This window comes from Krasilnikovia sp. MM14-A1004 (assembly GCF_047159485.1).
In the GTDB taxonomy this organism is placed as follows: Bacteria; Actinomycetota; Actinomycetes; order Mycobacteriales; family Micromonosporaceae; genus Actinoplanes.
This window is the reverse complement of sequence record NZ_AP038773.1, coordinates 4,301,699-4,327,029: the sequence shown is the minus strand read 5'-3', so window position 1 is coordinate 4,327,029 and position 25,331 is coordinate 4,301,699. Positions and strand designations below refer to the sequence as shown.

Sequence of the window (25,331 nt, the reverse complement as noted above, 5' to 3'; positions counted from 1 at the left end):
AGGTCAGCTCTCCTTCTCTTTGGCGTTCTCCTTTTCCTTCTTTCCTCGGCCGTGTCGGTTCTCGTCTCCCTTGGTTGCGCCGGTCTCGCGTTTCGGGTTGGGCGAGGTGGGTGGCGTGGTCGGCACGGTGACCGAGACGGCGGCATGGCATGTCGTGCCGTTGAGCTGAAAGCGGGTGGGCAGCGAGGCCGTGTTCCGGTACGTGGCGTCGAAGCCGGCCGGTATGGAGGCACCCGGCTGTACAGCGCCGCCGCGTGCCTGCACCGCCCGGCCGCTCTGGTGCCACCGCGCGGCCCAGCCGCGGGTGATGTGCTGCTCGGCGGGGAGAGGGAAGGCCAGTCTCCAGGCGTCCACCCGGGTCTTGCCGGTGTTGGCGATCGTGACGTCGGCGGAGAACCGGCCGTTGCCGGTGTGCCGCATGGCGTAGCGGACCGAGCATTGCAGCTTCGGTGGCAGCGCCGGTGCGGCGGCGGCTGGACCGGTCAGTCCCACCGTGCCGTTGTTGCCGGAGTCGTCGCCGAGCCGGACGATGCCGAGCGCTGCGGCGGGCAGCAGCGCGACGGCGGTGGCCAGCGGCACGAGGATCCGCCGTCGTGCGGGCGACCTCCTCCAGCGGCGCCATGTGGTCGGCGGCTTCCGGGTCGCGAGGGCAGGCCGGGCGCTCCCGGCCGACGCGGAGCAGTGCGGCGCGGTGTCGGCGGATGTCGGGTCGAACCGCACCGCGCCGTAGCCCGTCGTGGCCGGGTAGAGCACGGAAGGCGTCACGCCGGCCACCCGGCCGAGGGCCGCCGCCGCGTCCGCCGCGGCCGGCCGGGCATCAGGTTGCTTGACGAGGCACTGCCGGCACAGCTCGGCCACCTCCGGCGGGAGGCCGTCGACGGGTGGCAGCGCAGCCGGTTCGTGGTAGAGGTGCGCTCTCAGCATTTCGGTAGTGGTGGAAGCCCGCCAGGGCAGGTGCCCGGTCAGCATGCGATAGAGCAGCAGTCCCAGCGCGTACACGTCGGTGGCGCCGTGGACCGTTCCGCCGTCCAGCCGTTCCGGTGCCAGGTAGGCCGGCGTCCCGAGCAGCTCGCCGTCGTGCCGGTCCGCGTCGCCGATGCTCGCCGAGATACCGAAGTCGACAAGCTTCACGCCGTGGCCGGTCACCATCACATTGCTGGGCTTGACGTCGCGGTGTGCGATCTCCCGGTCGTGCGCGGCCGCCAGCGCGGCTGCTACCTGGGCACCGACCAGGACCGCCAGCCGCCACGGCAACGGTCCACCGGTGAGCAGCTGTTCGAGTGAGCGTCCCTCGACGAGTTCCATCACGACGTATGGCAGCGTCCGTCCGTCACGGTCTCGCTGCTGTCCGTAGTCATAGACCTCGACGATGTGGGGGTGCCGAAGGCGGGCCGCCGCTCGTGCTTCCAGGTGGATGCGATGTACCAGCTGCGCGTCCACAGCGAGCTGGGGTGAGAGGACCTTGACCGCCACATCTCGCCCGAGCACGTTGTCGTGGGCACGCCAGACCACCGACATCCCGCCGTGGCCCAGGCGGTCCACCAGCCGGTACCGGCCGTCCAGCACATTCGCATGCTTCATGGCCGTGACGTTGCCCGGCAGACCGGTCGCGAAAACGGATCCCGGCCGGGTACCGGGCTGCGCTACCTGAGTGCGGCAGATGACCGAGATGCGGCCTCGGGTCGCAGGCCGTGGCGCAGGGAGTCGGCGATCTCGTCGCGGTGACGAAGGGCGGCTCGCCAGCCGACCACATGGGCGGTAACCGGGTCGTGACCGGGTGTGGTCGCCGTGACGGTCCATGGCCGGCGGAACAGCACGCGCGCGACGATCGACACCGCCAGGAGGATGAGCACGACAACGACGTCGAGTATCACCAGGAGCAGCGGCAGCAGAACCCACCAGAACAGCGCCGCCGCCACGACGAACGCGATGAGGATGACGACGATGGCACCGATCGCGTCGCCCAGGTCGAAACCGCCGCCCCCGCCGCCCCCACCGCCGGAAGTCGAGATGTCGCCGCCGACCTGAAGAGCGCCGTCGACCACGTCGCCCGAGTGGCCGGTGCGCTTGGCCCGCCAGCCGCCGAAGCGTCGCGCGAGCGCTCGCCAGCGCGGCGCCCACTCGACGCGGACGTTCCACGGGGTGCCCTCGGGCGTCATGACGGAGACCGTTTTCACGCCGACAAGGTACCGGCCGCGGACGACAACGGGTTCCTCCCAACGGGCGGCTTCATCGTGTATTCCTCGACACCGAGTCAGGGTGCGGTGCGGTCGCGGTACGCACGCTGGCGGGGCTCGGGCTCCGTTCCGGCCACGACGCGGTTGCGTCCGGCGTGCTTCGCCGCGTAGAGGTTGCGATCGGCGGTGGAGAGCGCTGCGGACTGGCTGCGCGGGGAGGCTTCGTTGACCCCGGCGACGCCGATGCTGACCGTGACGGGCAGCCCCCCGGTGGTGTCGCGCCAGTCGTGCTCGCCGATGGCCCGTCGTATCCCGTCGAGCTGCCGGACAGCCAGGGTGACCGGGGTGGCGGGCAGGACGAGGAGGAACTCCTCCCCGCCGAGTCGGGCGACGAACCCTTCCGGGATCACGGCGGCCAGTTCTGTGTCCAGCAGCTTCGCGACCTTGACGAGCACCTGGTCGCCGGTGTCGTGGGTCAGCTCGTCGTTGATCCGCTTGAAGTGGTCGATGTCAGCGATCGCCACGGTCAGGTCCGGGTCGGCGGCGACCAGGGCGGGAAGTTCCTCGTCGACGTACCGGCGGTTGTGCAGCCCGGTGAGCGGGTCGCGGCGGGCCTGCTCGCGGAAGCGGTTCGCGTCGTCCCGCGCCTCGGCGGTCTCGAATTCAGCATGTCGCGCCAGCGCGCTGTCCTGCTCCTGTCGCGCGAGCAGGTGTTCCCGGGCGGCGAAGAAGACCTTCATCGCGTCGAACGCCTCGGCGTGTTCTCCGCGGGCGGCGTGCAGTTCGGCCTGTTCCTGGTGCACTCGGAGCAGGACTTCCTGCAACTCCCGCTCGGTGCACAGCGCACGGGAGGCGTCCAGGCTGACCTGGGCCCGGCCGATCGCGCCGACGCCGCGCTGGGCCCGGGCGAGGGTCAGCAGGTACTCGGCCAGATAGTCGTCGTCGCCCGCGTCCCCGGCTTCGTGCCGGGCGATGCACCTCTGCATGGTCTGCTCGGCTTCGGCGTATTCGCCGTTCTCGATCTGGATCGCGCCGATCGTGTCGAGCCACGAGGGGAGCAGGTCGAGGTCGTGTTCGGCCGCGTACTCCTGCAATCGTTGGGCGACTTCTCGGGCCCGCAGGAAGTCGCCGGAACTGTATTCGGCGTAGGCCCAGTCGTTCAGCACCGTGGGGAGCAGATCCGATCGTCCCAGCTTCCGGGCGAGCCGCTCGGCCTCGCGGTAACGCGGCCGCGCCGCCTCCACCTGGCCGTTGAACACGAGTGCATCGGCCAGGTTGCTCGGGTACATGATCTGCATGTACGCGGTGGCGGTCTCATCGAGCACCTCGACCGCGCTCAGTGCGTGCTCCAGGGACTTGGCGGCGTCACCGGCCATCCGCTCCAGGTTCGCCCAGGACACGTGAACGCGAGCCTGTAGCCGGCGATCGATCTGCTCCACCGCCCATTGGTGGACGGCGGTGAACTCCTTTGCCGCGTCGGCGACCGCGCCCATGCGCCTGAGCAACCCGGCCCGGCACAGCCGGGCGCGCATGTGCAGGGGCTCGTCACCCACGACGGCGGCCTGGCGTTCGAGCTCCACGGCGGTGGTGAAGGCGGCCTCGACGTCCACGATCATCCGGTCCTCGATCGCCAGCAGGGCGGCCGACAGCTCCTCGGCGCTCCTCGCGACGCCGTCCACCGCATCCACCCCCCGCAGGTCCGCCAAAGCACAATCGGCCGCGGGAACCCCCGGGTGAGCGATTTCGGGTGCGCCATCCCGGCCGGCAGCGCTCGACGCCTGCTACCGGCCGGGACGGCCCTGCCTCATTTCAGGTGCCGGGCGAAGAACCGGTTTCCGTCGTCGCCCTCGAACCGCGGGACGCCGGTGTGCCCGCCCATGTTGGCGTGCAGCGTCTTCTCCTGGGAGCCGAGCGCGTCGAACAGCTCCAGGGCCATCTGCCTGTCGTTTCCTTCGTCGTCCCACTGCAGCAGGACGAGCAGCGGAATGGTGACCTGCCGGGCCTGCTCGATCATGCTGCGGGGCACGAAACTCCCCGCGAACAGGAGCGCGGCCGAGATCCGCGGCTCGACCACCGCGAGCCGTACGCCGATGGAGATCACCCCGCCCGAGTACCCGACCGGGCCGTCGATCTCGGGCAGCGCGACGAGGGCGTCCAGGGCGGCCTGCCATTCCGGGACCGCCGTGTCGACCAGCGGGAGGACGAGCCGGTCGATGATCTCGTCGTCGACCGGATCACCGGCCTCCAGTGCGCGGCGCAGGTCGGCGCGGGCCTCCTCGGCGGCGGCCGAGCGGGGCCGGTCACCGCTACCGGGGAGCTCGATGGTGGCGGCGGCGAAGCCCTCCTCCGCGCACTGCGCGGCCCGGGCCGCGAGCCGGGGGTACATCCTGCGCAGCCCGCCCGGGTGGCCGAGCAGGATCAGCGGTGCCGGTGTGGATGCCGGTGTCCAGAGGATGCCGGGGATGTCGCCCAGGGTGAATTCGCGTTCGAGGACGTCGTCGGTGCGCTTTTCCGTGGTGAATCGCATGGTCGTGCCTTTCGGGAGTGCTCGTGAACGGCGCTCCCGGACGACCTACCGCCCGACCGCAACCCCTGAGGGGAGCGCCCATGTCGCTACTGCGTTCACGGGTACCACCTCCTCGGTCTCTCGCACGGCCTCCCGGAACGTAGCAGCGGTCGCTTGATCCGCCAAGCACATTTCCGCGCATGCTCGTGGCGCGTCGCCCCGGACAATGGCATGCATCGAGATGTGTCGATGTTGCCTGACGGGGAACACGGTAGCCGTCGACATCCTCGGGCGTCCCGATGGGAGAGGCCATGCCAACCTCCACCGCACACCGGCACGTACTCGTGGTCAGACGCCTGGCGTGGCTCGCGCCGGCGCTGGCGTTCGCCGTCCTGGCCGCCCTCGGCACGGACACCCGAGCCGCCTCCCACGCCGGACGGGCACCCGCTCCGGCCGCCGTCCGGGCCGCGGCCGCCGGCCCGGCAGGTGATTCAGCGGGCGACTGGCCGGTGGCCGGCCAGAACATCGCCAACACCAGGTACGCAGCGGCCGAGCACACGCTGACCGCGGCGAACGTCGCGGGCCTGCGGCCACGCTGGGTGTTCACGACCGGGGGCAGCGTCTCGGCGACACCGACCGTGGTCTCCGGCACCGTCTACGTGCCCGACTGGGGCGGGAACCTCTGGGCCGTCGACGCGGCGACGGGGCGCCGGATCTGGTCCCGGCAGGTCAGCGAGTACACCGGTAGCGCGGCGGACGTGTCGCGGCTGAGCCCCGCGTACTGGAACGGCATGCTCATCAGCGGCGACGGTGGGACCACGCGGCCCGGCCATGCCGGGGCGATCGCCTTCGCCGCGGACGCGGCGACCGGCCGGCCACTGTGGCACACCACCGTGGACGACGACCCGGCCGCGATCGTCACCGCCTCCCCGGTCGTCGCGGACGGCGTCGCGTACGTCGGGGTCTCCTCCAGGGCCGAGCTGGTCCCCGCCGTGCCGAGTTTCCGGGGCAGCGTGGTCGCGCTCGACGCGGCCACGGGCGGGCTGCTGTGGCAGACCCGCATGGTGCCGCCGGGCTACACCGGCGGCGCGGTGTGGGGCAGTACGCCCGTGGTGGACCGCGCGCGCGGGCTGCTGTACGTCGGCGTGGGCAACAACTACACCGTCCCGCCCGGCGTCTGCGTCACCCCGGTGGAGATCCTCTGCACGCCGCAGTCCCCGGACAACCACATCGACTCGGTGCTCGCACTGCGGCTCACCGACGGGAGCATCGCGTGGAGCCGCCCGACCCGGGCCGCCGACACCTGGACGCTCTTCACCGATCTCGGGCCGGACTTCGACTTCGGCTCCGCGCCCAACCTGTTCACCGCCGAGGTGGACGGCAGGCCCACCGAACTGCTCGGCATCGGTCAGAAGAGCGGCACGTACTGGGCGCTGGACCCCGCGACCGGCGCGGTCGTGTGGCAGACGCATGCGGGACCGGGCGGCGAGTACGGCGGCATCGAATGGGGTACGGCCACCGACGGCCGCCGGATCTACCTGGCGATCGCCAACAGCGACCATGTGCCGACGGTCATCCGGTCGGCGAGCGGTCACACCTCCGTGACGACCGGCGGCTTCTGGGCCGCCCTGGATGCCGGTACCGGCCGGATCCTCTGGCAGACCGCCGATCCGTACGGCGCGCTCGCCTACAACTTCGTCTCCGCCGCCGCGGACGTGGTCTACGTGGGCAGCCTGGCAGCACACGGGGACACCATGCTGGCCCTGGACGCCGCGACCGGCGAGTTCCGGTGGCGGTTCGCCAGCGGCGGCGCGGTGCTCGGCGGCGCCGCCGTGGTCGACGGCACCGTCTACTGGGGATCGGGATACCACACCCTGGCGATCGGCCTGCCCTACGACGGCAGCAACAACAAGCTGTACGCGTTCTCGCTCCCGGGGAGGGCGTAGAAGCGGGGGGCCGCCCCTGAACCCAGCGCTCGGCCCGGAGGTACCACCCCGGGTCCCGGCGGTACGCGTCCAATGTCTCGGTGACGAGCCGGTCGAGGGAGATCTCGTCGGTGAACCGGTAACCCCGGCCCACATCGTCCGCGAACACGATCACCGCACCGTCGGGTCCCTCGCCCGGCACCCCATCGGTCATGATCATGTGTCACCGGCGTGCCCCGGAGCGCAGGCTGATGTCTGTGCACTCCGCGCAGACGGCCTCGGGGATCAGTCCGAGCCGGGCGAGCCGGTGGAAGAGCACGCAGCCCAGGCACAGCCCGAAAGCCGATTCCAGGGTCGCGGCCACGACGATCAGACCGAGTACTGCATGGGCCGCGCCCGGGCGGTCGAGCCCGAACGCCAGCAGCACGGCGGTCGCCGAGAGGACCGCGCCGATGCCCTGGGCGAACCGCTTCGGCGGCCCCGGTACCGGCCGCGCCGCGATGGGGAGCATGGGCCTGACCACTCGGGTGACGAGATGCCCGAGCGGGCTCAGCGTCGGCCCGGTCAGTACGCGGGCCAGGAAGCCGTACGCGATGACGACGATCAGCCAGGGCTGCTGCAGGGCGACGGCGCAGGCGCACAGGAGTACGACCCCGCCGGCGACCAGCCGGGCGGAGACCTCGTCCACCGGGTTGGGGAAGCTGAATATCGCCACGGCGCTCTGCTCTCTGCTCGGCGTGCGCCGCTGTCAGCGGTCCCACGCAGGTACGGGGCGACACGCTAGATGACCAATCCTATCGAATCAATAGGCAATCCCGCCTGGTGGTCGGCCTCCCGGTCACCTCCGCCGGAGCCGGGGCGATCGGGGTTGGCGTCCGGGTGATCGGCAACACCTTCCAGGAATCACTTGCGCAGCAATATCCTACTAACCCTATAGTCATTAGGTACATGCTGTCGGTGAGCTGACGCCGGCCGCCCCGCGCCGTGCCCCCCATCCGAGTACCGAGACCGCCCCCTGCCGTACCGGAGTGACGCATGTCAGAACGAGACCACATCATCCAGGCCCACACGGGTGTCGTGAGCGCCCGCATCGCGGTCGTGGTCGGCAACCACCTGGCCGCCGAGTTGACCCCGCGGCCGGTGCTCACCGAACTCGGCGCGACCGTACCGGGGCGTGGCCTTTTCGTCACCGACCGGCACCACGACCACCCCGCCGCCCACGTCGACTGGCTGGCGGCCACCGGCCCCACCGTCCAGGCATTCCTGCGAACCCGGGAGCGGATCGCATGACCACACTGCACACCAACCAGGACCTCGACCACCACCGGCTGCGCGAGGTGTTCGGCATCTTCCCCAGCGGGGTGGTGGCGGTCGCCGCCCTCGTCGACGGTGCGCCCGCCGGTCTGGCCGCCAGCTCGTTCACCTCGGTCAGCCTCGACCCGCCACTGGTGTCCTTCTCCATCGCCAACGCCTCGAAGACATGGCCCGACCTGCGTCGCGCCGCGCACCTCGGGGTCACCATCCTGGCCGAGCACCACTCCGCGGTCGCGCGCCAGTTGGCGGGCGCCCCGAGCCGACGGTTCGACGGGCTGTCCCTCACCGCGACGCCGTCCGGGGCGGTCACGCTCGACGACGGACTGGCCCATTTCGAGACGACGATCTATCGCGAGGTGCTCGCCGGTGACCACACCATCGTGCTGCTCCGGCTGCACGCCGCACGCCGCGCCGGGCTGAGCGACCCGTCACCGCTGGTCTTCCACCGCAGCCGATTCGGACGGCTCCAGCGCGGCTGACCCAACCGGCCGCTACCGGCGTGTGTCCTCAGCTCATGCCGGGCTGCAGCCGCCTCCCGCGGACCAGACCTTCGAGCAGCTCGGCCTCGGTCCGCGGTGCATCCGTGGACGGCACTCTTGTTCACGCAGGCGGGAAAAACCGCGAAGCGGTGAACCCGGTGTCCACCGGGGCCGTTGTCAGCACCGCCATCGGCGTCCTCCGCCCCGCTCTCCGGCGAAGGGCCCCCAACCCACGGGCGCAAATCCGAACCCGGCAGGACATACAGTGACGACATCACGAACTCGGGAGGCTCACCCGGGGGAGGCATCCGCTCCCGCCGCGTCGATCCCACCATCGTGCGTACACAGCGTCTTTCGCATGGCCGAGGAGTACGAGCGCCGGCACGCCACGGACGTCATCAAGTTGCACGTCGGTGAACCCGCTTTCGGCCCACCTCCGGAGGCCACCCGGGCTCTTGTCGACGCGGTCAGGGCCGGCCGCACCGCCTACACCTGCGCCGAGGGCGCGCTCTGGCTCCGTGAAGCGCTGACCGCCAAGCTGGCGCGGATCAACGCGATCGACACCACCCCGGATCGGGTCTTCGCCACACCCGGTTCCTGTCAGGGCCTGGCCGCGCTGATGCAATCGATGGCCGAACCCGGTGCCGAACTGCTGCTGCCCGCCCTGCACTGGCCCATCTATCTCCAGCAATGCCTGCTCGCGGGCTTCCGCCCCGTGTTCTACCCGCTCGGCGGCGACCATCTCCCCGACCTCGACGGCATCGAGTCCGTGGCGACACCGGCCACTCGCGCGATCCTGCTGAACAGCCCCGCGAACCCGACCGGGGCGGTCCTCGACCGCGGCCGCATGTCCGACCTCCTCCACCTCGCCCGGACCCGTGGGTGGCGGCTGATCAGCGACGAGGCGTATGAGCAGTTCGTCTACGTCGGCGACCATGTGTCGTTCGCCGCCCTGGAACGCGACCAGCGCCCGGAGGACCGCGTCGTGGACAGCGTCTTCACCTTCTCCAAGGGCGCCGCCATGACCGGCATGCGCCTCGGGTACGTGGTCACCGCCAACGACCGGGCGGCCCGGGCCCTGCGGGTCGTCCAGGAGGCCAGCATCGTCGCCCCCTCCACCCCGATCCAGCACGCCGGGCTGGCCGCACTGCAGCGGTGGGACGCCGGTCAGGACAACGCCGAGCTGGTACGGCGCAACCGCGACGGCGTGCTGCCGCTCCTGGTCGGCAGCGGCCTGCTCGGGGCGCTGCCGCACGGTGGCTGGTACGCCGTGCTCGACGTGTCGCGTACCGGCCTGGACGCGGAGGCGTTCGCCGGCGAACTGCTCTCCGACCACGGCGTGGCCGTCGCGCCGGCGACCGGGTTCGCGTTGCAGCCCCGGCTCGACGACGCCGGCCGGGTTCTCGAGGCACCGGCCGCCCCGTGGTCACGGCACCTGGTGCGGATCGCATTCTGCGGCGATCCCGTCGCGCTGCGTGCCGGCGTCGAGCGGTTGGTCGCCTTCGCCGCGGCCCGGTCGGGAGGCGCGTAGCCGGGTTTGCCGCGGTTGTTAGCGTCGGGCGGGTGGGATCGAGGGATCGTGAAGTGTGGCCGTGACCGCGTCGCACGAGGTGGTGGGTCTGCCCGACCCCGGCCGGGCGTCGACGCTGGACGAGCTGATCGAGTGCCTGCAGCGCCTGAAGGCGTGGGCGGGTAACCCCTCGTATGAGGTGATCACACGGCGGGTGAACGCCGACCGGCCCGCGTGGGACGCGGTGGGCAAGACGACGGTGGTGGATTGTTTCCGGCTCGGCCGCAGGCGCATCGACGACGAGCTGGTGGCCTCGGTCGTGGCGGCGTTGGCGGTGGACGCCGGCTTCGTCGCGCAATGGCGGCGGGCGCTGCGGGCGATCAACGGGGAGGTGCAGGCGGCGGCGCAGGTGCGGGTGCAGGACGTGTTGCCGCAGGAACTGTCCGGCTTCACCGGCCGCGAGAGCGAGATCGGCCGGATCCGGCAACGGATCGGTACGGCCGGTGGCGCCGTGGTCATCTCGGCGCTGGCGGGCATGGCGGGGGCGGGCAAGACTCAGCTGGCCCTTCGCACGGCCCACCTGCTGCTGCGCGATGAGCCCTTCGACCAGGTGCTGTTCGTCAATCTCCGTGGATTCCACCCCGACCCCGCCCAGCCGCCCGCGGAGCCCGCGGCGGTGCTGGACGGATTCCTGCGGCTGCTGGGCGTCTCCGGGCAGCAGATCCCGCACCGGCTGGAGGACCGGGTGGCGTTGTACAGGCAGCGGCTGGCGGACCGGCGCGCGCTGGTCGTGCTGGACAACGCCGCCGACGAGCGGCAGGTACGCCCGCTCCTGCCCGGCCTGCCCACGTGCGTGACGTTGGTGACCAGCCGCCGCGACCTGACCGAGTTGCCGCAGGCCGTCCGCGTCACGGTGGACACCTTCACCGCGGACGAATCGCTGCTGTTCCTGAGGCAGGCGGCCGCGATCCCCGCCGGGGACGATCCGCGGGCGGCATCGCGGATCGCCGAACGATGCGGGCGTCTCCCGCTGGCACTCGCTCTGATGGCCGGGCACATGCGCGCCAAGGAGGGCTGGACACTCACCGACCACGCGGACTGGCTCGACGAGCGACACCAGGATCACCGGTTGGATTCCGCGGTCGAGCTCGCCCTGGACGTGTCGTACCGGAATCTGCCGGCCGAGGAGCGCGAACTGCTCCGCCTGGTGGCGCAGCATCCCGGGCAGGACATGGACCTCGGTGCCGTGGCGGCACTCAGCGGCGCCGGAATCGAGGCCGCCGAGCGGCGGCTGCGGTCACTGTCGTCGCATCACCTGATCCAGCCGGTCGGTGCCGACCGGTACGCGTTGCACGACCTCGTCCGCACATACGCCGTGGCCCGCGCCTGCGACGAGGATCGCCGCGCCGACCGCCGGAGAGCGCTCACCCGGTTGTTCGACTACTACCTGGCCACCGCCGTCGTGGCCACGAGAAGGCTGGACCCGGGCAAGGCGGGCAGCCGGATCTGGATCCCGGAGTCGCCGGTCGCGCTGCCCACTCTGGGCGACCCGATCACCTGGCTCGACACGGAACGGGTGAACCTCGTCGCGGTCGCCGTCCACGCCGCCGAGCACGACTGGTCGGCGCATGCCGTCAGCCTCAGCGCCGTGCTGAACCGCTACCTGACGACGCGGGGCCACCATCTCGAAGCCCGCACCGTGCACGGCCGGGCCGCCCGGGCTGCCCAGCGCGCCCATGACGTGAGCGGACAGGCCGCCGCAACGGTGCTGCTGGCCGCGACCGACCTGCACCGCGGCCGTTACCAGGCGGCCATCGGCGTGCTCGAACGGGCGCGGGGCCTCTTCCGGGAGGCGGGTGACGTGCCGGGCGAAGCCGACGCGCTCAACAACCTCGGCATCGCCGAGATGCGGCTGGGCCGGTACCGGGACGCGGCGGCGTACCTGCACGAGGCACTGGAGCTGCACCGGCGCGGCGGCGGCGGGATCGGGCAGATCCAGGTCCTGACCAACCTCGCCTGTGCGGAGGCCGATCTGGGTCAGCACGCGGCGGCGATCGCGCATTGCGAGGAGGGGCTGGCGCTCGCCCGGGACCGGGGCGATCTCATGGGCGAGGCCATCCTGCTGTGCAACCTCGGCGGATCCGAGGCGAGACTGGGCCGGTACGAGCGTGCCGAGGAGCACCTGACCCGCTCGGTCGCCCTCGCCCGCGAACTGCGCAACGTGATCTTCGAAGCGAGCGCCCTGGACAACATGGGGGTATTGCACACGCGCCGCGGCGAAGCCGGCCGTGCGATCGACCTCCACCGCCGGGCGATCGCCCTGTATCAGCAGTTGGGACACCGGTACGGTGAGTCCTGCGCGCGCAACGGGCTGGGTGAGGCCGCTGCCGCGGACGGCCGGTGCGATGCGGCGATCACCGAGCACACCGCCGCGTACGCCCTGGCCTCCGAGCCGGACGCGGTGGATCTGGAGCAGCAGGCACGAGCCCGGACGGGTCTGGGCGCCGCCCACCACGCCCTCGGCAACCGCGACGAGTCCCGACATCACTACGAGTCGGCCCGCGACATCTGGGCCGGGCTGGATCCGTCCAAAGCCGACCTGATCAGCGCCACTCTGGAGGCAATGCGTGATCAGCCGACCGGCCTTTGACATAATCCACGTTAAAACTTAACATGCTTGCATTGATGGAGCGCTCTATCTGACACCTTGGACGGTCCCCACGGGAGCTTCCCCGGCTCCCATCCCCACGCGCGTCCCCCGCGTCGGTACCGCCATGTCTAGGAGAGCCCATGGACATCGTCGCCGTCCCCCCGAGAAGATCCCGTAACCCCCGGCACCGGGCCGCCGCCGGCGCCCTGGTGGCCGCTGTCGTCGCGGCAATCGGCGCGCTCGGCGTGCCGGGAGCCGAGGCCGCCGAGACGCTGCTGTCGCAGGGCGCACCGGCGGTCGCCTCCTCGTCCGAGAACCCCGGTGTGTACGCCGCGCCTGCCGCGGTCGACGGTGACACCGGCACCCGCTGGTCGTCCGCGTTCGCCGACCCGCAATGGCTCCAGGTCGACCTGGGTGCCAGCTCCACGGTCACCCGGGTCGAACTGAACTGGGAGGCCGCGTACGCCAGGTCGTTCACCATTCAGACCTCTGTGGACGGCAGTACCTGGACCGACGCCACCCCGGCCACCGCCGGCGTCGTCGGCGTGCAGAGCCTTGCCGTCTCGGCCACGGCCCGCTATGTGCGCATGTACGGCACCGAGCGTGCCACCGTGTACGGCTACTCCCTCTGGGAGTTCAAGGTCTTCGGTGCGGCCGGTACGGTGCCGGGTGGCGGCAGTCTCGGCGCGAACGTCATCGTCTTCGACCCGTCGATGTCGACCGCCTCGATCCAGAGCCAGGCCGACACCATCTTCCGGCAGCAGGAGTCGAACCAGTTCGGCCCGCAACGCTACGTGCTCGCCTTCAAGCCGGGCACCTACAACGGCTTGAACATTCAGGTCGGCTTCTACACCTCGGTGCTGGGCCTCGGCCAGAACCCGCAGGACACCCGGATCAACGGCGACATCACCGTCGACGCCGGATGGTTCCAGGGCAACGCCACCCAGAACTTCTGGCGCTCGGTCGAGAACCTCTCGCTCTATCCGGTCTCCGGCGCCGACCGCTGGGCCGTCGCGCAGGCCGCGCCGTTCCGCCGGATGGACATCCACGGAGACCTCAACCTCGCCCCGGCCGGCTACGGCTGGGCGTCCGGCGGTTTCATCGCCGACTCCCGGATCAGCGGTGCCGAGCAGCAGTACTCGCAGCAGCAGTGGCTCACCCGCAACAGCATCATCGGTTCGAGCCTGAACGCGGTCTGGAACCAGGCGTTCATCGGCGTCAAGGGCGCGCCGGCGTCGAGCTTCCCGAACCCGCCGTACACCACGATCGGCACCACGCCGGTCATCCGGGAGAAGCCGTACCTGTACCAGGCCGGCGGCGCGTACCAGGTGTTCGTCCCCGCTCTGCAGACCAACGCCTCCGGCGTGACCTGGGCGAACGGCAACACCCCTGGCACGTCCGTCCCGTTGACGCAGTTCTATGTCGCCAAGCCCGGTGACAGCGCAGCGACGATCAACGACGCGCTCGCGCAGGGCCTGAACCTGATCTTCCAACCGGGCATCTACCACATCAACCAGACGATCACCGTGACCCGGGCGAACACCCTGGTGATGGGACTCGGCTACGCCACGATCATCCCGGACGGCGGCGTCACCGCCATGCAGGTGGCCGACGTGGACGGCGTGAAGATCTCCGGCCTGCTCTTCGACGCGGGCACCACCACCTCGGCGAACCTGCTGGTGATCGGCCCGAACGGCTCCTCGGCCGACCACGCCGCCAACCCGACGATCGTGCAGGACGTGTTCTTCCGGATCGGCGGCGCGATCGCCGGGAGGGCCACCAACAGTCTGCTGGTCAACAGCAACAACACCCTCATCGACCACATCTGGGCGTGGCGCGCCGACCACGGCACCGCGGGCACGGTCGGCTGGACGGTCAACACCGCGGACACCGGCCTGATCGTCAACGGCCAGAACGTCACCGCGTACGGCCTGTTCGTCGAGCACTACCAGAAGTACGAGGTGCGCTGGAACGGCAACGGTGGGCGCACGTACTTCCTGCAGAACGAGCAGCCGTACGACCCGCCGAGCAACGCGAGCTGGCGGTCCGGCGCCAACGGGTACGCGGCGTACCAGGTCGCGGACGGGGTGACCAGCCACGAGGCCTGGGCGATGGGGAGCTACTGCTACTTCAACGTCAACCCGCAGGTGCATTCGGACCGTGGCTTCGAGGTTCCCGTCACCAGCGGGGTGAAGCTGCACAACGTCTTCACGGTGTCGCTGGGTGGCGTCGGGGTCATCGACCACGTCGTCAACAACACCGGCGGGCCCGCGCAGGGCAGCGCCACCGTACCCGTCACCGTGGTCGCCTTCCCCTAGGCGATTCCCGCCGATGCCGGAGGCGCGCAACCCGGAGGGTTGCCGCCGCCGGCATCAGGCGTGCAGTGTCAAGCGCAGGCGGCGCCGTTGAGGGTGAACGCCGCCGGGGTGGCGAAGGCGCCGGCGTATGTGCCCTGGAACCCGAAGGACTGGCTGCCCCCGGCGGAGATGCCGCCGTTGTAGGACAGGTTGCGTGCGGTGGTCGCCCCGCTCGTGGCGGAGAGCGTCGCGTTCCAGGTCTGGGTGACGGTCTGTCCGGCGGGCAGGGTGAAGCCCAGCGACCAGCCGCCGATCGCGCTCCCGCCGGTGTTGGTCACGGTGACGTCGGCGGTGAAACCGCCCGGCCAGGCATTCGTCTTGTAGGCGACGGCGCAGCCCGTGCCGCCGGGGGGCGGCGTGGTGGTGGGTGGCGTGGTGGTGGGTGGTGTGGTGGTGGGTGGCGTGGTGCCGCCCCCGTTCACGGTGGCGGAGAAGGATTTGACAGCGAGCCCGGCGCCGCCGATCCAGGGCTCGAATCCGGCCTGGATGCTGGTGAGATACCAGGCGCTGGTGATGGCGCCACGGTTGCGTACGTCGGTGATGAAGTCCAGAACGCTGAATCCCAGGGTGGTGATCGGGGCCGGGGCGACGTAGCTGACGACCTCGTTCTGGCCGTTGTTGCCGCGCCAGACCTCCCAGGTGCGGCCGCCGATTGTGGCGTTGCCGACGACGGAACCGATCGGCTGGATGGCACCCTGACGGTTGAACCAGATCATGATCTCCTGCTGGTTCACGCCGTCGGTCTTCGGCGCCGGATCGAGCCAGATGTCGTACGCGGCGTCGTACGTGGCGCCGCCGACGAAGCCGTATTCGATGCTGCTGGTCGCGCTGGTGATCTGGTCGACGCGCAGCGGCAGGTTCGTGCCGGGCGAGCAGTTGGTGTAGTGGCAGCCGTAGTAGACCGCCGGGTAGGACACCGGGGCGCCACTGGTGTTGCCGACCCCCTGCTGGCTGGCGATGGTGAAACCGGCCGTGGTGACGGTGATGCACTGCTCGGCCGAGGTGCCCCAGCGGTTGTTCATCACGACGTATCGGCCGCCGATGGTGGTGGAGCCGAACTGCTCGCAGATCTGGGTGTCGGCCTGTGCCGGCAGGGCGAGGACGGTCGCGGTCAGCGCACCTGCGGCGATCAGGCAGGCGGTGACGGCGGCGCGGAGGGCACGTCTCATGACGCTCCTAGCGGTGGGGGGCTCCCTGACGAGGGGGATGGGAGCGCTCCCACTGACGCTAGCGCAGATCTATGAATGTGAAAAGAGTGTTGCCTACAGGTTTCCGGCGCGGGACGCGAACCGGGCCCGGCGGCTATTCGACCCGGTCCACGGCCACGTCGGCCACCACCGGCAGGTGATCGGAGGCGATGCCGGCCGGAGGCGAGGCGAGCACGACCACGCTCCGCGAGCGCACATCGGGGGAGTGCAGGACGTAGTCGATGCGTTGGGTGGGTGCCGGGCTCGCCGAGGTGTGTCCGGGGCCCGTGCCGGCCGCGGCCCAGCCGTCGACCAGGACGTCCGTGAGGGCCCGTACCTCCGGTGTGGTGGGTTGGGCGTTGAGGTCGGCCAGCACGATGGTGTGCTCGGGCGCGCCGAGGATCCTCCGGATCGCCCGGGCCTGGGCGAGCCGCTCGCCGGGATCGTCGTGTTGCAGGTGCGTGGCGTACACCTGCCAGATGACGCCGCCGATGTCGATGCCCGCGCGCAGCAGCCCGCGCTGTTCGCGCGTGCCGGAGCGGGGCAGCGCGATGTTCTCGTGGTCCACGATGGGGTACGCCGACAGGATCGCGTTGCCGAACTGGCGACGCCCCGCACCGGGGATGCGCGGCCGGCGCTCGCGGTTGCCGCCGTACGCGACGTGCATGGTCAGCCGCCGGCCCAGCCAGCCGGCCTGGTCACGGAACCGGCTGCGGGCCTGGAAACGCCGGTCGACCTCCTGTAGCCCGACCACGTCGGCGTCGGCGGCGCGAATGACCTCACCGATGCGGGCGAGGTCGACTCTGCCGTCGGCGCCCTGGCCGTGCCGGATGTTGAAGGTCATGACGCGCATAGCCGGGAAGGTATCCCCGCGACGTTTCGTCGCGAGCGGGTACACGCCGACGGCACGCGCACATGGTTGCGCCCAAGCGCCAAACGGAGGCGGCCCCATCGAGGTAGCAGGCAGTGGCCTTGTTCACACCTGATCGCGTGCTTCGAACCCGGCAGCCGCCACGCCCGTCCGCGTCCGGGGATTTCCGTTAATGCGGCTGCTGTGGAGGGTTCGTGGAGACAAGAGCTGGGGGCGTTTCCGGACTGGGCCGGACGGCGTGGGCCGACGATGAGGTGATCACGCCGGATCCGACGACCGGACGCGGATTCGTGACCCGGCCGATGCTCGCACTGGCGGAGCGGCTGATGGCTCGCGGGTGGCCGGTGCGCTGCTGGGGATCCCGTCCGCACAATCCCACCAGCGATCACCCGAGGGGCCGGGCATGCGATGTCCTGACCAGCAAGCCGGGCGTGCTGCCGACTGCCGCCGAGAAAGCGCGGGCCGATGCGTTGGCCGCGGAGCTGCAGGCCGGTGCCGAGAGCACCGGAATTCGCTATCTCGTCTGGTACGGACGGATCTGGTCCGTCGAACGCGCCGACGAGGGGTGGCGTCCCTACGGGGGCGGCGGAGTCTACGACCCGGCCGACGTGACCGGCGGGCACTTCGACCACATCCACATCAGCATCCGCTGACCGTACCCGCACGCAGAAGGGCGAGAGCCCGCCGAGGAGTCCTCATGTCGCCGCACCTTGACCACATCGCGGAACTGCGCGCCAAGTACTTTCCCGGTGAGATGACCGACGCGGGTTTCCGGGTCGTTCCGGTCACCGATCCCGACGTCTATCTCCGCGCCACCGGGCCGCTCGCGGAGACCGTCTTTCCGCACGAACTCGCACCGAGCGCCATTCCGCTCGCCCAGCAGCCGGAGAACACCCGGCGGCTGCGGGGCATCTTCGAGCACATCCACCGCGAGCGGTTTCTCATCCTCGATGCGCAGGACGAGGTCCAGGGCTGCTTCAGCGGCCAGATGGAGGATCCACAGACCTTCAACATCGGCCGGGTGGGGCTGACGCCCGCGTTCCGCAAGCGCGGCGCGGTCCGGCTCTACGTGCAGTTCATCGAGTACATCCGCGAACTCGGCTACGAGCGGCTCACCTCGTGCCATCACCCGCACAACACAGAGCCGCTGATCGTACAGATGAAGCTGGGATTCTTCGTCGAAGGCATGGTCATCGACGAGCGGCTCGGGCCGCGCGTGAAGATGGTGCTGCACCTGACAGAGCAGCGCCGCAACGACGCGGTGCGCCGCTTCCGCCTGACTCCGTGACACCTCATGCCGCGTCGACGGGCCGGCACACGCTGCCCCTGATCCTGGTGGCCCGGCTGGCGTCGCAGGTCGGCACCAGCCTGCATTTCGTGGCGCAGGGTTGGTTCATCTACCGGCTGACCGGCGACGGGCGACTGCTCGGCGTGGCCACCATCGTCCCGCTGCTCGGCCCGCTGGTGCTCGGCGGCGTCAGCGGGCGCCCGTCCGACTGCTACCCGGCGCGCTCGGTGCTGGCCGTGACGCAGACGCTGCTGGCGGCGACGACGGCGGCTCTCGGCCTGCTGGCGTACACGGCACGAATGGAGGTCTGGACCCTGCTGGCCGGTACGGCGCTGATGAGCGTGATCGCCACGTTCGCCGCGCCGGCCTGGCAGCTGCTCACCGCCGAACTGGCCGGCGACGGCAATGTGCGCCGCACGACCGCCCTGAGCACGTCGGCCCTCGACCTCGGCACTGTCGTCGGCTCCGCCTCGGCAGCCGCGGTCATCGCCGTGACGGGCCTCGGCGGTGCGTTCGTTCTCAACGGCCTGTCGTACGCGGTGGTCGCCGCCGTGATGCTGACCGTCCGGGGTGGCAACGATCGGGTCCGGCGCGAAACCCCGGCCCCCGGTGACACCGTCCGCGCCTTCCTCACCCGGCCCGACCTGCTGCCGGTCGTCGTGATCGCGGTCGTCGCGAGCGCCGCGGGTGCCGGCCTGCAGCCGCTGCTGCTCATGCTGGCCGAGCAGGAGTCTCCCGTCGCGTACGGATGGTTCCTCGCCGCCCTCGCGCTGGGCTCGATCGCGGCCACGGCCCTGACCTGGCGCGCCCGTGCGACCGCGTCCACCATCGGGGGCGGCGCCGTGGCGATGGGCGTACTGGTCGCGGCGCTCGGACCGGCCGGCGGCGCATGGACCGTCGCCGCCCTGCTCCTGCCGATCGGCGTGCTGTTGCTCAGCCTGCGGGCGGGCATCGTGGCGTACATCCAGATGCGCGCTCCGGGCGGCGCAGGCGGCCGCGTCATCTCGTCGATCCTGGCGATCCTCGCGGGGGCTCAGATCGGCGGGACCCTGGGGTTGAGCTCCCTGGCGGAGGCGACCAGCGCCGGCACCGCGATGATCACCGCCGGGGTGTCACAGACGGTGATCGTCGCGGCACTTGCCGGGACGTGGCTGCGCCGCGGCGCGCGACGACCGATCGGCCCTGTCCTCCCGGACGCGCGGCCGTCGGGTGTCGCCCGGGCCGAGCGGGCATGACGAAGACCTGTTCGGGCCTTCGCGGGCCATCCGGGATCGCCTAGGGTTCGCTCGTGATTCGCGCCGCCGTCCGCCGCCGCCCAGCGGTGCAGCCCGCTGCGGTGGCCGACCCGTTGGGAATCGAGTCGGGGCGTTCCGGGGCGCAGCGGGCGTCGGAGCGGATGGCGTGGCTCGACGGGTTACGCGCCGTGGCCGTCCTGCTCGTCGTGTATGCCCATCTCAGCCGCTATCTGCTCCGCGACGTCCGGGCCCTCTCCGGCGAATGGGTGCACGCGGGCACCGCCGGGGTGATGCTGTTCTTCCTGGTCAGCGGCTACATCATCCCGGCGTCCCTGGAGCGGCATGCCGACGTACGCAAGTTCTGGGTCAGCCGGATCTGCCGCCTCGTCCCGCTCTACCTCGCGGTGACCGGGGTCGTCGTCGTGCTCGGCGCCGGCGGCCTGGTGCCGCTGGACCCCTACCTCACGGCCCACCCGGCGACCGCAGGGCTGGCGCACCTGAGCATGCTGCCGTACCTGCTGGGCGTGCCGCTGGTCACGCCGGTGTTCTGGACGCTGTCGTTCGAGATGGCGTTCTACCTCCTGGTCACCGCGTTGTTCGCGGTCCGCCTGCACCGTGCCGGCGGTGTGCTCGCGGTGGTCCTGGCGGGGTGCGCCGTGCTCACCGCCCCGCTCGCGCCGGCCCTCTTGTCGGGCTCACCCGCCCGCGGGCCGGCGGTGGTCGTCATCGTGGCGGTGGTACTGGTCTGCGGCCTGCTGGCCGTGACGAGCGGGCGGCGGTGGGCCGTACCGACCGGCGGGCTGGCGCTCGGCGGGCTCGCGGTCGTGCTGGTGGCCGCCAATCAGGGACCCGCACACGTCTGGGACGGCCTGCTCATCGTCGCGGTCATGTTCGTCGGCACCACGATCTACCGCGCGGACCGGGGGCAGACGGGCTGGTGGCCGGTGGTCCTGGTCGGCGGGGTCGTCGCGGTGGCCCTGGTGGCCAACTGGTTCGCCGAGCTGGAGTCGCTGGGTGCGCCGACCCCGCAGTACAAGGCCCGGTCGGTCCTCACGCTCGTGGTCTTCGCCGGCGCGTTCGCGGTGGGCATGGTGACGCGCCGGTGGCGTACCCCGCGCCCGCTGGCTCGGCTCGGCGTGCTCAGTTACTCCGTCTACCTCAACCACTTCGTGCTGATCCAGCTGTTGCAGCCGGTGCTGGCCGACCTGGGTGAACGGCTGCCCGCCCCGGCGCAGTTCGCGGCGGTGGCCGCGTACCTGGCGGTGCTGGCCGGTGTCTCCACGCTGACGTACCGGTGGGTCGAACTGCCGTGGCAGCGTCTCGGGCGGCGGTGGGCGGCCGCCGCGCCGCGGAGGAGTCAGGCCTCACCCGTCCGGGAGTCGACCGTGGCCGAACACGACGAATTCGCGCCGTCGAATCCGTGAACCCGCAGCGTCGGGGCCCGTTGTAGCGGGTCGGCACGGGCACCGGCCCGAGCCCGTCGACGGGAGGGAAGTGGATGCGGATCACGGGCCGGGCCGTGGGGTTCGCGGTCGCCGTCGCCGGCAGCGTCGCCGGTCTCCTCCTCGCTCTGCTGGGGGTGGCGCCGTCCGGGGGGCACCGCGGGCACGCGCAGGCTCCGGCGAACACCGTCTCCGTCACGATGTGGAACTGGGGTGGGTTCAACGCCAGGTTCTGCCTCCGGACCACCACCACGAGCGCCCGGCCGCGCGGGAGTGACCGATCGTGTTCGGGCTGGCAGATGACGCACAGCAGCGTGTCTCTCACGGCCGATATCACCGGCGGTCTCGACGAGGTGTACCTGAACACAGAGGTCGACCCGGCCGGCGGAACCGGGGGCGCGCGCAGGAGCGACGACAGGGTGATCACCGGTGCCACCACCTGCCACATCACGGGGATCGCCGCCGACTACAAGATCGATTGCAGCGGATATGGCCCATTTACAGGGGGCTGATCGATGTTTTACGATCCCGTAACGCAAGGGATCGCACATAATCCCTCAGGTTCGCACGCAGGGGGTCCCCATGGATCGTCGTGCCCTACTGACCTCGGCGGCGGCCATGGCCGTCGGAGCACCCCTCGTCGGCGGCGACGCGGCGCAGGCCGCTGAAATCGGGTACGTGACCAACCGGGCTCCCCTGCAGCCGGAGGCGTTCATCAAGCTGGCGCCGGGGGCGACGAAGGCCGGTGGATGGCTGGCGACGCAGCTGGAGTACCAGCTGACCGGGCTCAGCGGGCGGATGGCCGAGGTCTCCCACTTCCTGCAGTACGACAACACCGGCTGGATCCACCCGCACCTCGCCGGCTGGGAGGAGCTGCCGTACTGGCTCAAGGGATATTCGAGCCTCGGTTACGTCACGGGCGACGCCACCGCGCAGGCGCAGACCGCGACGTGGGTCAGCGGCATCCTGGCGACCCGGGCGGGCGACGGCTACTTCGGGCCGGCCGGCCTGCGTACGAGCCTGAACGGCGGTCCGGACCTGTGGCCGCACATGCCGATGCTGCACGCGCTGCGCACGTACGGCGAGTTCACCGGCGACGCGCGGATCGTGCCCGCGTTCACCGGGTTCTTCCAGTTCGTGAACGCGCAGCCCCCGAGCGTCTTCGGTCAGGGCTGGGGCGCGCAGCGCTGGGCCGACACGCTCGAGGTCGTGTACTGGACCTACAACCGGACGGGCGACGGCTTCCTGCTCGACCTGGCTCGGCGGATCCACGCCCGTTCGGCCGACTACCTCGACAACCTGCCGACGCTGCACAACGTGAACCTGGCACAGGGCTTCCGCGAGCCGGCCGTGTACTCGGTGCTCAGCGGCGACCCGGCGCACCGGCAGGCGACGTACCACAACTACCGCACCATCATGGACACGTACGGCCAGTTCGCCGGCGGCGGCTTCGCGGGCGACGAGAACGCGCGGCCCGGCTTCGGCGACCCGCGGCAGGGCTTCGAGACGTGCGGGATCGTCGAGTTCATGGCGAGTCACGAGATCCTGACGCGGATCACCGGCGACCCGCTGTGGGGCGACCGCACCGAGAACCTCGCGTTCAACTCGCTGCCCGCGGCGCTGGACCCGCGGCAGACGGGCATCCACTACATCACCAGCGCGAACAGCATCGCGCTGCTGGACCGGCCGGGACACGCGGGGCAGTTCCAGAACTCGTTCGCGATGCAGGCGTACATGCCGGGCATCGACAACTACCGGTGCTGCCCGCACAACTACGGCATGGGCTGGCCCTACTACGTCGAGGAGATGTGGGTCGCGACGCCCGACGGCGGGCTCGCGGCCACGTTGCACGGACCGGCGACGGTGACGGCGAAGGTGGCCGGCGGGACTGTGTCGATCACGGCGGACACGGTGTACCCGTTCGGGGACACGATCACCTACACGGTGCGGACGCCGAAGCCGCTGGCGTTCCCTGTGTACCTGCGCGTGCCGGGGTGGTGTGCGAGCCCGGGCCTCACGGTGAACGGCGCGGCCGTGCGCGTGGCGGCCGGTCCGGCGTACGCAGAAATGAGCCGGACCTGGACGGACGGTGACCGGATCGTCCTGAAGCTGCCGATGCGGGCCACGACACGGACGTGGACCGCCAACCACGGATCCGTGTCTGTGAACTTCGGCCCGCTGACCTTCTCGCTGGCGATCACCGAGAACTGGTCACGGACGGGCGGCACGGCGGCGTGGCCGACGAGCGAGGTGCGGCCCGGCTCGGCGTGGAACTACGGGCTGGACGGCGCGACGCGGTTCTCGGTGACGACCGGGCTGGGTGACGCGAACGACCCGTTCACTGTCGCGAACGCGCCGATCAGGATCACCACCCCGGCGCGGCGGATACCGGGATGGCAGCCGGACGCCGACACGATCGTGACGACGCTGCAGGACAGCCCGACGCCGTCGAGCGGGGCGGTCGAGCAGATCACGCTGATCCCGATGGGCGCGGCCCGGCTGCGGATCACGTCGTTCCCGACGATCGGCGCGGGCCCGCCGTGGCAGGCGGCCGGTGTGGCGTTCCGGATCCGGAACCAGCACAGCGGCAAGGTACTCGGCGTCGACGGGATGTCGACAGCGAACAGCGCACGGGTGGTGCAGTTCAGCGACAACGGCACCGCCGACCACCTGTGGCGGTTCGTCGACCAGGGCGATGGCTGGGTGACGATCCAGAACGTCAACTCGGGCCGGCTGCTCGCCGTCGACGGGATGTCGACGGCCGACTCGGCGCAGGTCGTGCAATACGACGACAACGGTACGGCCGACCACCTGTGGCAGGTGGCCGACAACGGCGACGGCCACGTGCGGATCCGGAACCGGAACTCCGGCAGGGTGCTCGCGGTGTCCGGCATGTCGACGGCCGATTCGGCGAACGTCGTGCAGTTCACAGACAACGGCACGGCCGACCACAACTGGCGGCTGATCCCCGACGGCACCGTGAAACTGCAGGTCACCCACACGAACGACGTGCTGGCGATCAACACCATGTCGACAGCGAACGGCGCCCAGCTGCAGCAGTACCCGCCGGTCGGCTCGGCCGACCACCTCTGGCGTTTCCAGGACGCGGGGAGCGGATACTTCGCCGTCCTCAGCACCATGGACGGCAAGGCCGTCGACATCTCCGGCGCCTCCACGCTGGACGGCGCGAAAGCCGTGCAGTGGGACTACCTCGGCGGCGCCAACCAGCAATGGCGGCTGGCGTGGAGCGCCCCCAACGTGTTCGCGCTCGTGGCCCGGCACAGCGGCAGGGTCCTGGAGGTGCAGGGCCAGTCGACCGCCGACAGCGCCGACGTCGGCCAGTGGCACGACCTGGGCCTCGCCAACCAGCGGTGGCGGATCATCGCCGCCCGGGATTAGCGGGGGACGGCACGGGGTATCAGCCGTCCGCGCTCGGAGACACCGCAGCGAGAACGGAGCTAGTCATGCTGATCCTGGGCCTCATTCTCCTGTTGCTCGGCATATTCCTGCATGTGTCGATCCTGTACACGATCGGCATCATTCTGCTGATTGTCGGCGCCGTCTTCTGGATCCTGGGCTCGGTCGGCCGCCCGATCGCCGGACGCAGATATTGGTACTGATCCCCTTCGGCGAACCCGCGTTCAGGGGGCGCCCGCCGGTTCGGCGGGCGCCCCCTGCGGCTCTGTTCAGTGGTGGGCGAGCCGCGCGATGGCGCTGCCGTCCAGCGCGGCCAGCAGGCCGGCCGGATCCGGGTACGTGGCGATCGCTCCGGCGTCGGTCAGCTCGGCGGCGCTGGTGCCCCCGCACGTCAGCCCGATGCAGGCGATGTCCAGCTTCGCGGCCGCCTGCACGTCCCACACCGAATCACCGACGAACACGCAGCGGCCCGGCTCCACGCCGGACTGCGCCAGGGCCGCCTCCAGGATGTCCGGGGCGGGCTTGCTCTCGTCCGCGTCCGCGGAACTGGTCGCGGCCGCCAGCACGTCGTCGGCACCGAGGACCCGGCGCAGCACCGCCAGCTCACGTTCCCTGGCCGACGAGGCGAGCACCACCGCGAGGCCGAGCCCGGCCACGGCCCGCAGCAGGTCGGTGGCCGCGGGCAGCGGGCGCAGGCGTTCCCACCACGTGGCGTACAGCGTGTCGTGGGCGGTGGTCATCCGGTCGTCCCGGCTCGTGTCGCGGTCACCGCCCAGCCAATGGTCGAGGATCTTGTCGGAGCCCATGCCGATGGCCCGGTGGATCTCCGCCATGGGCACGTCGTGCTCCTCCAGCCGCAACGCCTGCCACCAGGCGACGGCGTGCAGATACGTGGTGTCGACGAGGGTGCCGTCGACGTCGAACAGCACCCCGGCGCGCGATTGACCGGCCATGGCTGCTGACATACCCGCTG

21 protein-coding genes are annotated in these 25,331 nt (G+C 70.9%); 13 read left to right on the top strand and 8 right to left on the bottom strand.

Features of this window, described 5'->3' with window-relative positions:
• Positions 1-3 precede the first annotated feature (3 nt).
• From ACMCNN_RS18500 to ACMCNN_RS18485, 4 genes are all read right to left on the bottom strand, one after another.
• A complete protein-coding gene (locus tag ACMCNN_RS18500; RefSeq protein WP_412741766.1) occupies positions 4-1,581 on the bottom strand; it encodes a protein kinase domain-containing protein in 1,578 nt (525 codons plus the stop codon).
• A 62-nt stretch (positions 1,582-1,643) separates the two neighbouring features.
• A complete protein-coding gene (locus tag ACMCNN_RS18495) occupies positions 1,644-2,159 on the bottom strand; it encodes a hypothetical protein (RefSeq protein ID WP_412741765.1) in 516 nt (171 codons plus the stop codon).
• A 95-nt stretch (positions 2,160-2,254) separates the two neighbouring features.
• A complete protein-coding gene (locus ACMCNN_RS18490) occupies positions 2,255-3,883 on the bottom strand; it encodes a diguanylate cyclase (protein WP_412741764.1) in 1,629 nt (542 codons plus the stop codon).
• A gap of 98 nt (positions 3,884-3,981) precedes the next feature.
• Positions 3,982-4,704, bottom strand: a complete 723-nt coding sequence (locus ACMCNN_RS18485) for a dienelactone hydrolase family protein (RefSeq protein ID WP_412741763.1) — start codon at positions 4,702-4,704, stop codon at positions 3,982-3,984.
• A gap of 290 nt (positions 4,705-4,994) precedes the next feature.
• Here ACMCNN_RS18485 and ACMCNN_RS18480 point away from each other — a divergent pair, with 290 nt between their 5' ends.
• Positions 4,995-6,629, top strand: coding sequence for a PQQ-binding-like beta-propeller repeat protein (locus tag ACMCNN_RS18480; RefSeq protein WP_412741762.1), 1,635 nt, complete (start codon positions 4,995-4,997; stop codon positions 6,627-6,629).
• Between the two features lie 202 nt (positions 6,630-6,831).
• On the opposite strand, the gene ACMCNN_RS18475 is transcribed toward ACMCNN_RS18480, so the two are convergent.
• Positions 6,832-7,323, bottom strand: coding sequence for a DUF4395 domain-containing protein (locus ACMCNN_RS18475; protein WP_412741761.1), 492 nt, complete (start codon positions 7,321-7,323; stop codon positions 6,832-6,834).
• A gap of 320 nt (positions 7,324-7,643) precedes the next feature.
• On the opposite strand from ACMCNN_RS18475, the gene ACMCNN_RS18470 reads away from it, so the two are divergent.
• The 5 genes from ACMCNN_RS18470 (at position 7,644) to ACMCNN_RS18450 (ending at position 14,879) form a co-directional block, all read left to right on the top strand.
• On the top strand, positions 7,644-7,898 hold the full coding sequence (locus ACMCNN_RS18470; RefSeq protein ID WP_412741760.1) for a hypothetical protein: 255 nt from the start codon (positions 7,644-7,646) through the stop codon (positions 7,896-7,898).
• Positions 7,895-8,401, top strand: a complete 507-nt coding sequence (locus ACMCNN_RS18465) for a flavin reductase family protein (protein ID WP_412741759.1) — start codon at positions 7,895-7,897, stop codon at positions 8,399-8,401. Before ACMCNN_RS18470 ends, ACMCNN_RS18465 begins: the two co-directional genes overlap by 4 nt.
• Positions 8,402-8,759: 358 nt before the next feature.
• Positions 8,760-9,932: a pyridoxal phosphate-dependent aminotransferase gene (locus ACMCNN_RS18460; protein WP_412741758.1), complete on the top strand. Its 1,173-nt coding sequence runs from the start codon at positions 8,760-8,762 to the stop codon at positions 9,930-9,932.
• Between the two features lie 61 nt (positions 9,933-9,993).
• The gene (locus ACMCNN_RS18455; RefSeq protein WP_412741757.1) at positions 9,994-12,561 is read left to right on the top strand and encodes an ATP-binding protein; all 2,568 of its coding nucleotides are present in this window, start codon (positions 9,994-9,996) and stop codon (positions 12,559-12,561) included.
• 140 nt (positions 12,562-12,701) lie between these two features.
• The gene (locus ACMCNN_RS18450; RefSeq protein WP_412741756.1) at positions 12,702-14,879 is read left to right on the top strand and encodes a discoidin domain-containing protein; all 2,178 of its coding nucleotides are present in this window, start codon (positions 12,702-12,704) and stop codon (positions 14,877-14,879) included.
• Between the two features lie 68 nt (positions 14,880-14,947).
• Here the strand turns inward: ACMCNN_RS18450 and ACMCNN_RS18445 are convergent, their stop codons facing one another.
• Both ACMCNN_RS18445 and ACMCNN_RS18440 read right to left on the bottom strand, forming a co-directional pair.
• The gene (locus tag ACMCNN_RS18445; protein ID WP_412741755.1) at positions 14,948-16,087 is read right to left on the bottom strand and encodes a GH12 family glycosyl hydrolase domain-containing protein; all 1,140 of its coding nucleotides are present in this window, start codon (positions 16,085-16,087) and stop codon (positions 14,948-14,950) included.
• A 133-nt stretch (positions 16,088-16,220) separates the two neighbouring features.
• The gene (locus ACMCNN_RS18440) at positions 16,221-16,958 is read right to left on the bottom strand and encodes an endonuclease/exonuclease/phosphatase family protein (protein ID WP_412741754.1); all 738 of its coding nucleotides are present in this window, start codon (positions 16,956-16,958) and stop codon (positions 16,221-16,223) included.
• Between the two features lie 212 nt (positions 16,959-17,170).
• On the opposite strand from ACMCNN_RS18440, the gene ACMCNN_RS18435 reads away from it, so the two are divergent.
• The 7 genes from ACMCNN_RS18435 to ACMCNN_RS18405 all read left to right on the top strand — a co-directional run bounded on the left by ACMCNN_RS18435 (position 17,171) and on the right by ACMCNN_RS18405 (position 24,561).
• Entirely contained in the window at positions 17,171-17,629 is a 459-nt protein-coding gene (locus ACMCNN_RS18435) for a hypothetical protein (protein ID WP_412741753.1), read from the top strand.
• Between the two features lie 44 nt (positions 17,630-17,673).
• On the top strand, positions 17,674-18,264 hold the full coding sequence (locus tag ACMCNN_RS18430) for a GNAT family N-acetyltransferase (RefSeq protein WP_412741752.1): 591 nt from the start codon (positions 17,674-17,676) through the stop codon (positions 18,262-18,264).
• The gene (locus ACMCNN_RS18425) at positions 18,261-19,499 is read left to right on the top strand and encodes an MFS transporter (protein ID WP_412741751.1); all 1,239 of its coding nucleotides are present in this window, start codon (positions 18,261-18,263) and stop codon (positions 19,497-19,499) included. The genes ACMCNN_RS18430 and ACMCNN_RS18425 overlap by 4 nt, the downstream gene beginning before the upstream one ends.
• A gap of 53 nt (positions 19,500-19,552) precedes the next feature.
• A complete protein-coding gene (locus ACMCNN_RS18420) occupies positions 19,553-20,923 on the top strand; it encodes an acyltransferase family protein (RefSeq protein WP_412741750.1) in 1,371 nt (456 codons plus the stop codon).
• 74 nt (positions 20,924-20,997) lie between these two features.
• Positions 20,998-21,453 (top strand): hypothetical protein, encoded by a 456-nt coding sequence (locus ACMCNN_RS18415; protein ID WP_412741749.1) that lies wholly within the window; start codon positions 20,998-21,000, stop codon positions 21,451-21,453.
• A gap of 70 nt (positions 21,454-21,523) precedes the next feature.
• The gene (locus ACMCNN_RS18410) at positions 21,524-24,340 is read left to right on the top strand and encodes an RICIN domain-containing protein (protein WP_412741748.1); all 2,817 of its coding nucleotides are present in this window, start codon (positions 21,524-21,526) and stop codon (positions 24,338-24,340) included.
• Between the two features lie 65 nt (positions 24,341-24,405).
• Complete coding sequence (locus ACMCNN_RS18405; protein WP_412741747.1) at positions 24,406-24,561, top strand: hypothetical protein; 156 nt, start codon at positions 24,406-24,408, stop codon at positions 24,559-24,561.
• A 66-nt stretch (positions 24,562-24,627) separates the two neighbouring features.
• Here the strand turns inward: ACMCNN_RS18405 and ACMCNN_RS18400 are convergent, their stop codons facing one another.
• Positions 24,628-25,311, bottom strand: a complete 684-nt coding sequence (locus ACMCNN_RS18400) for an HAD family hydrolase (protein WP_412741746.1) — start codon at positions 25,309-25,311, stop codon at positions 24,628-24,630.
• Between the last annotated feature and the right edge of the window lie 20 nt (positions 25,312-25,331).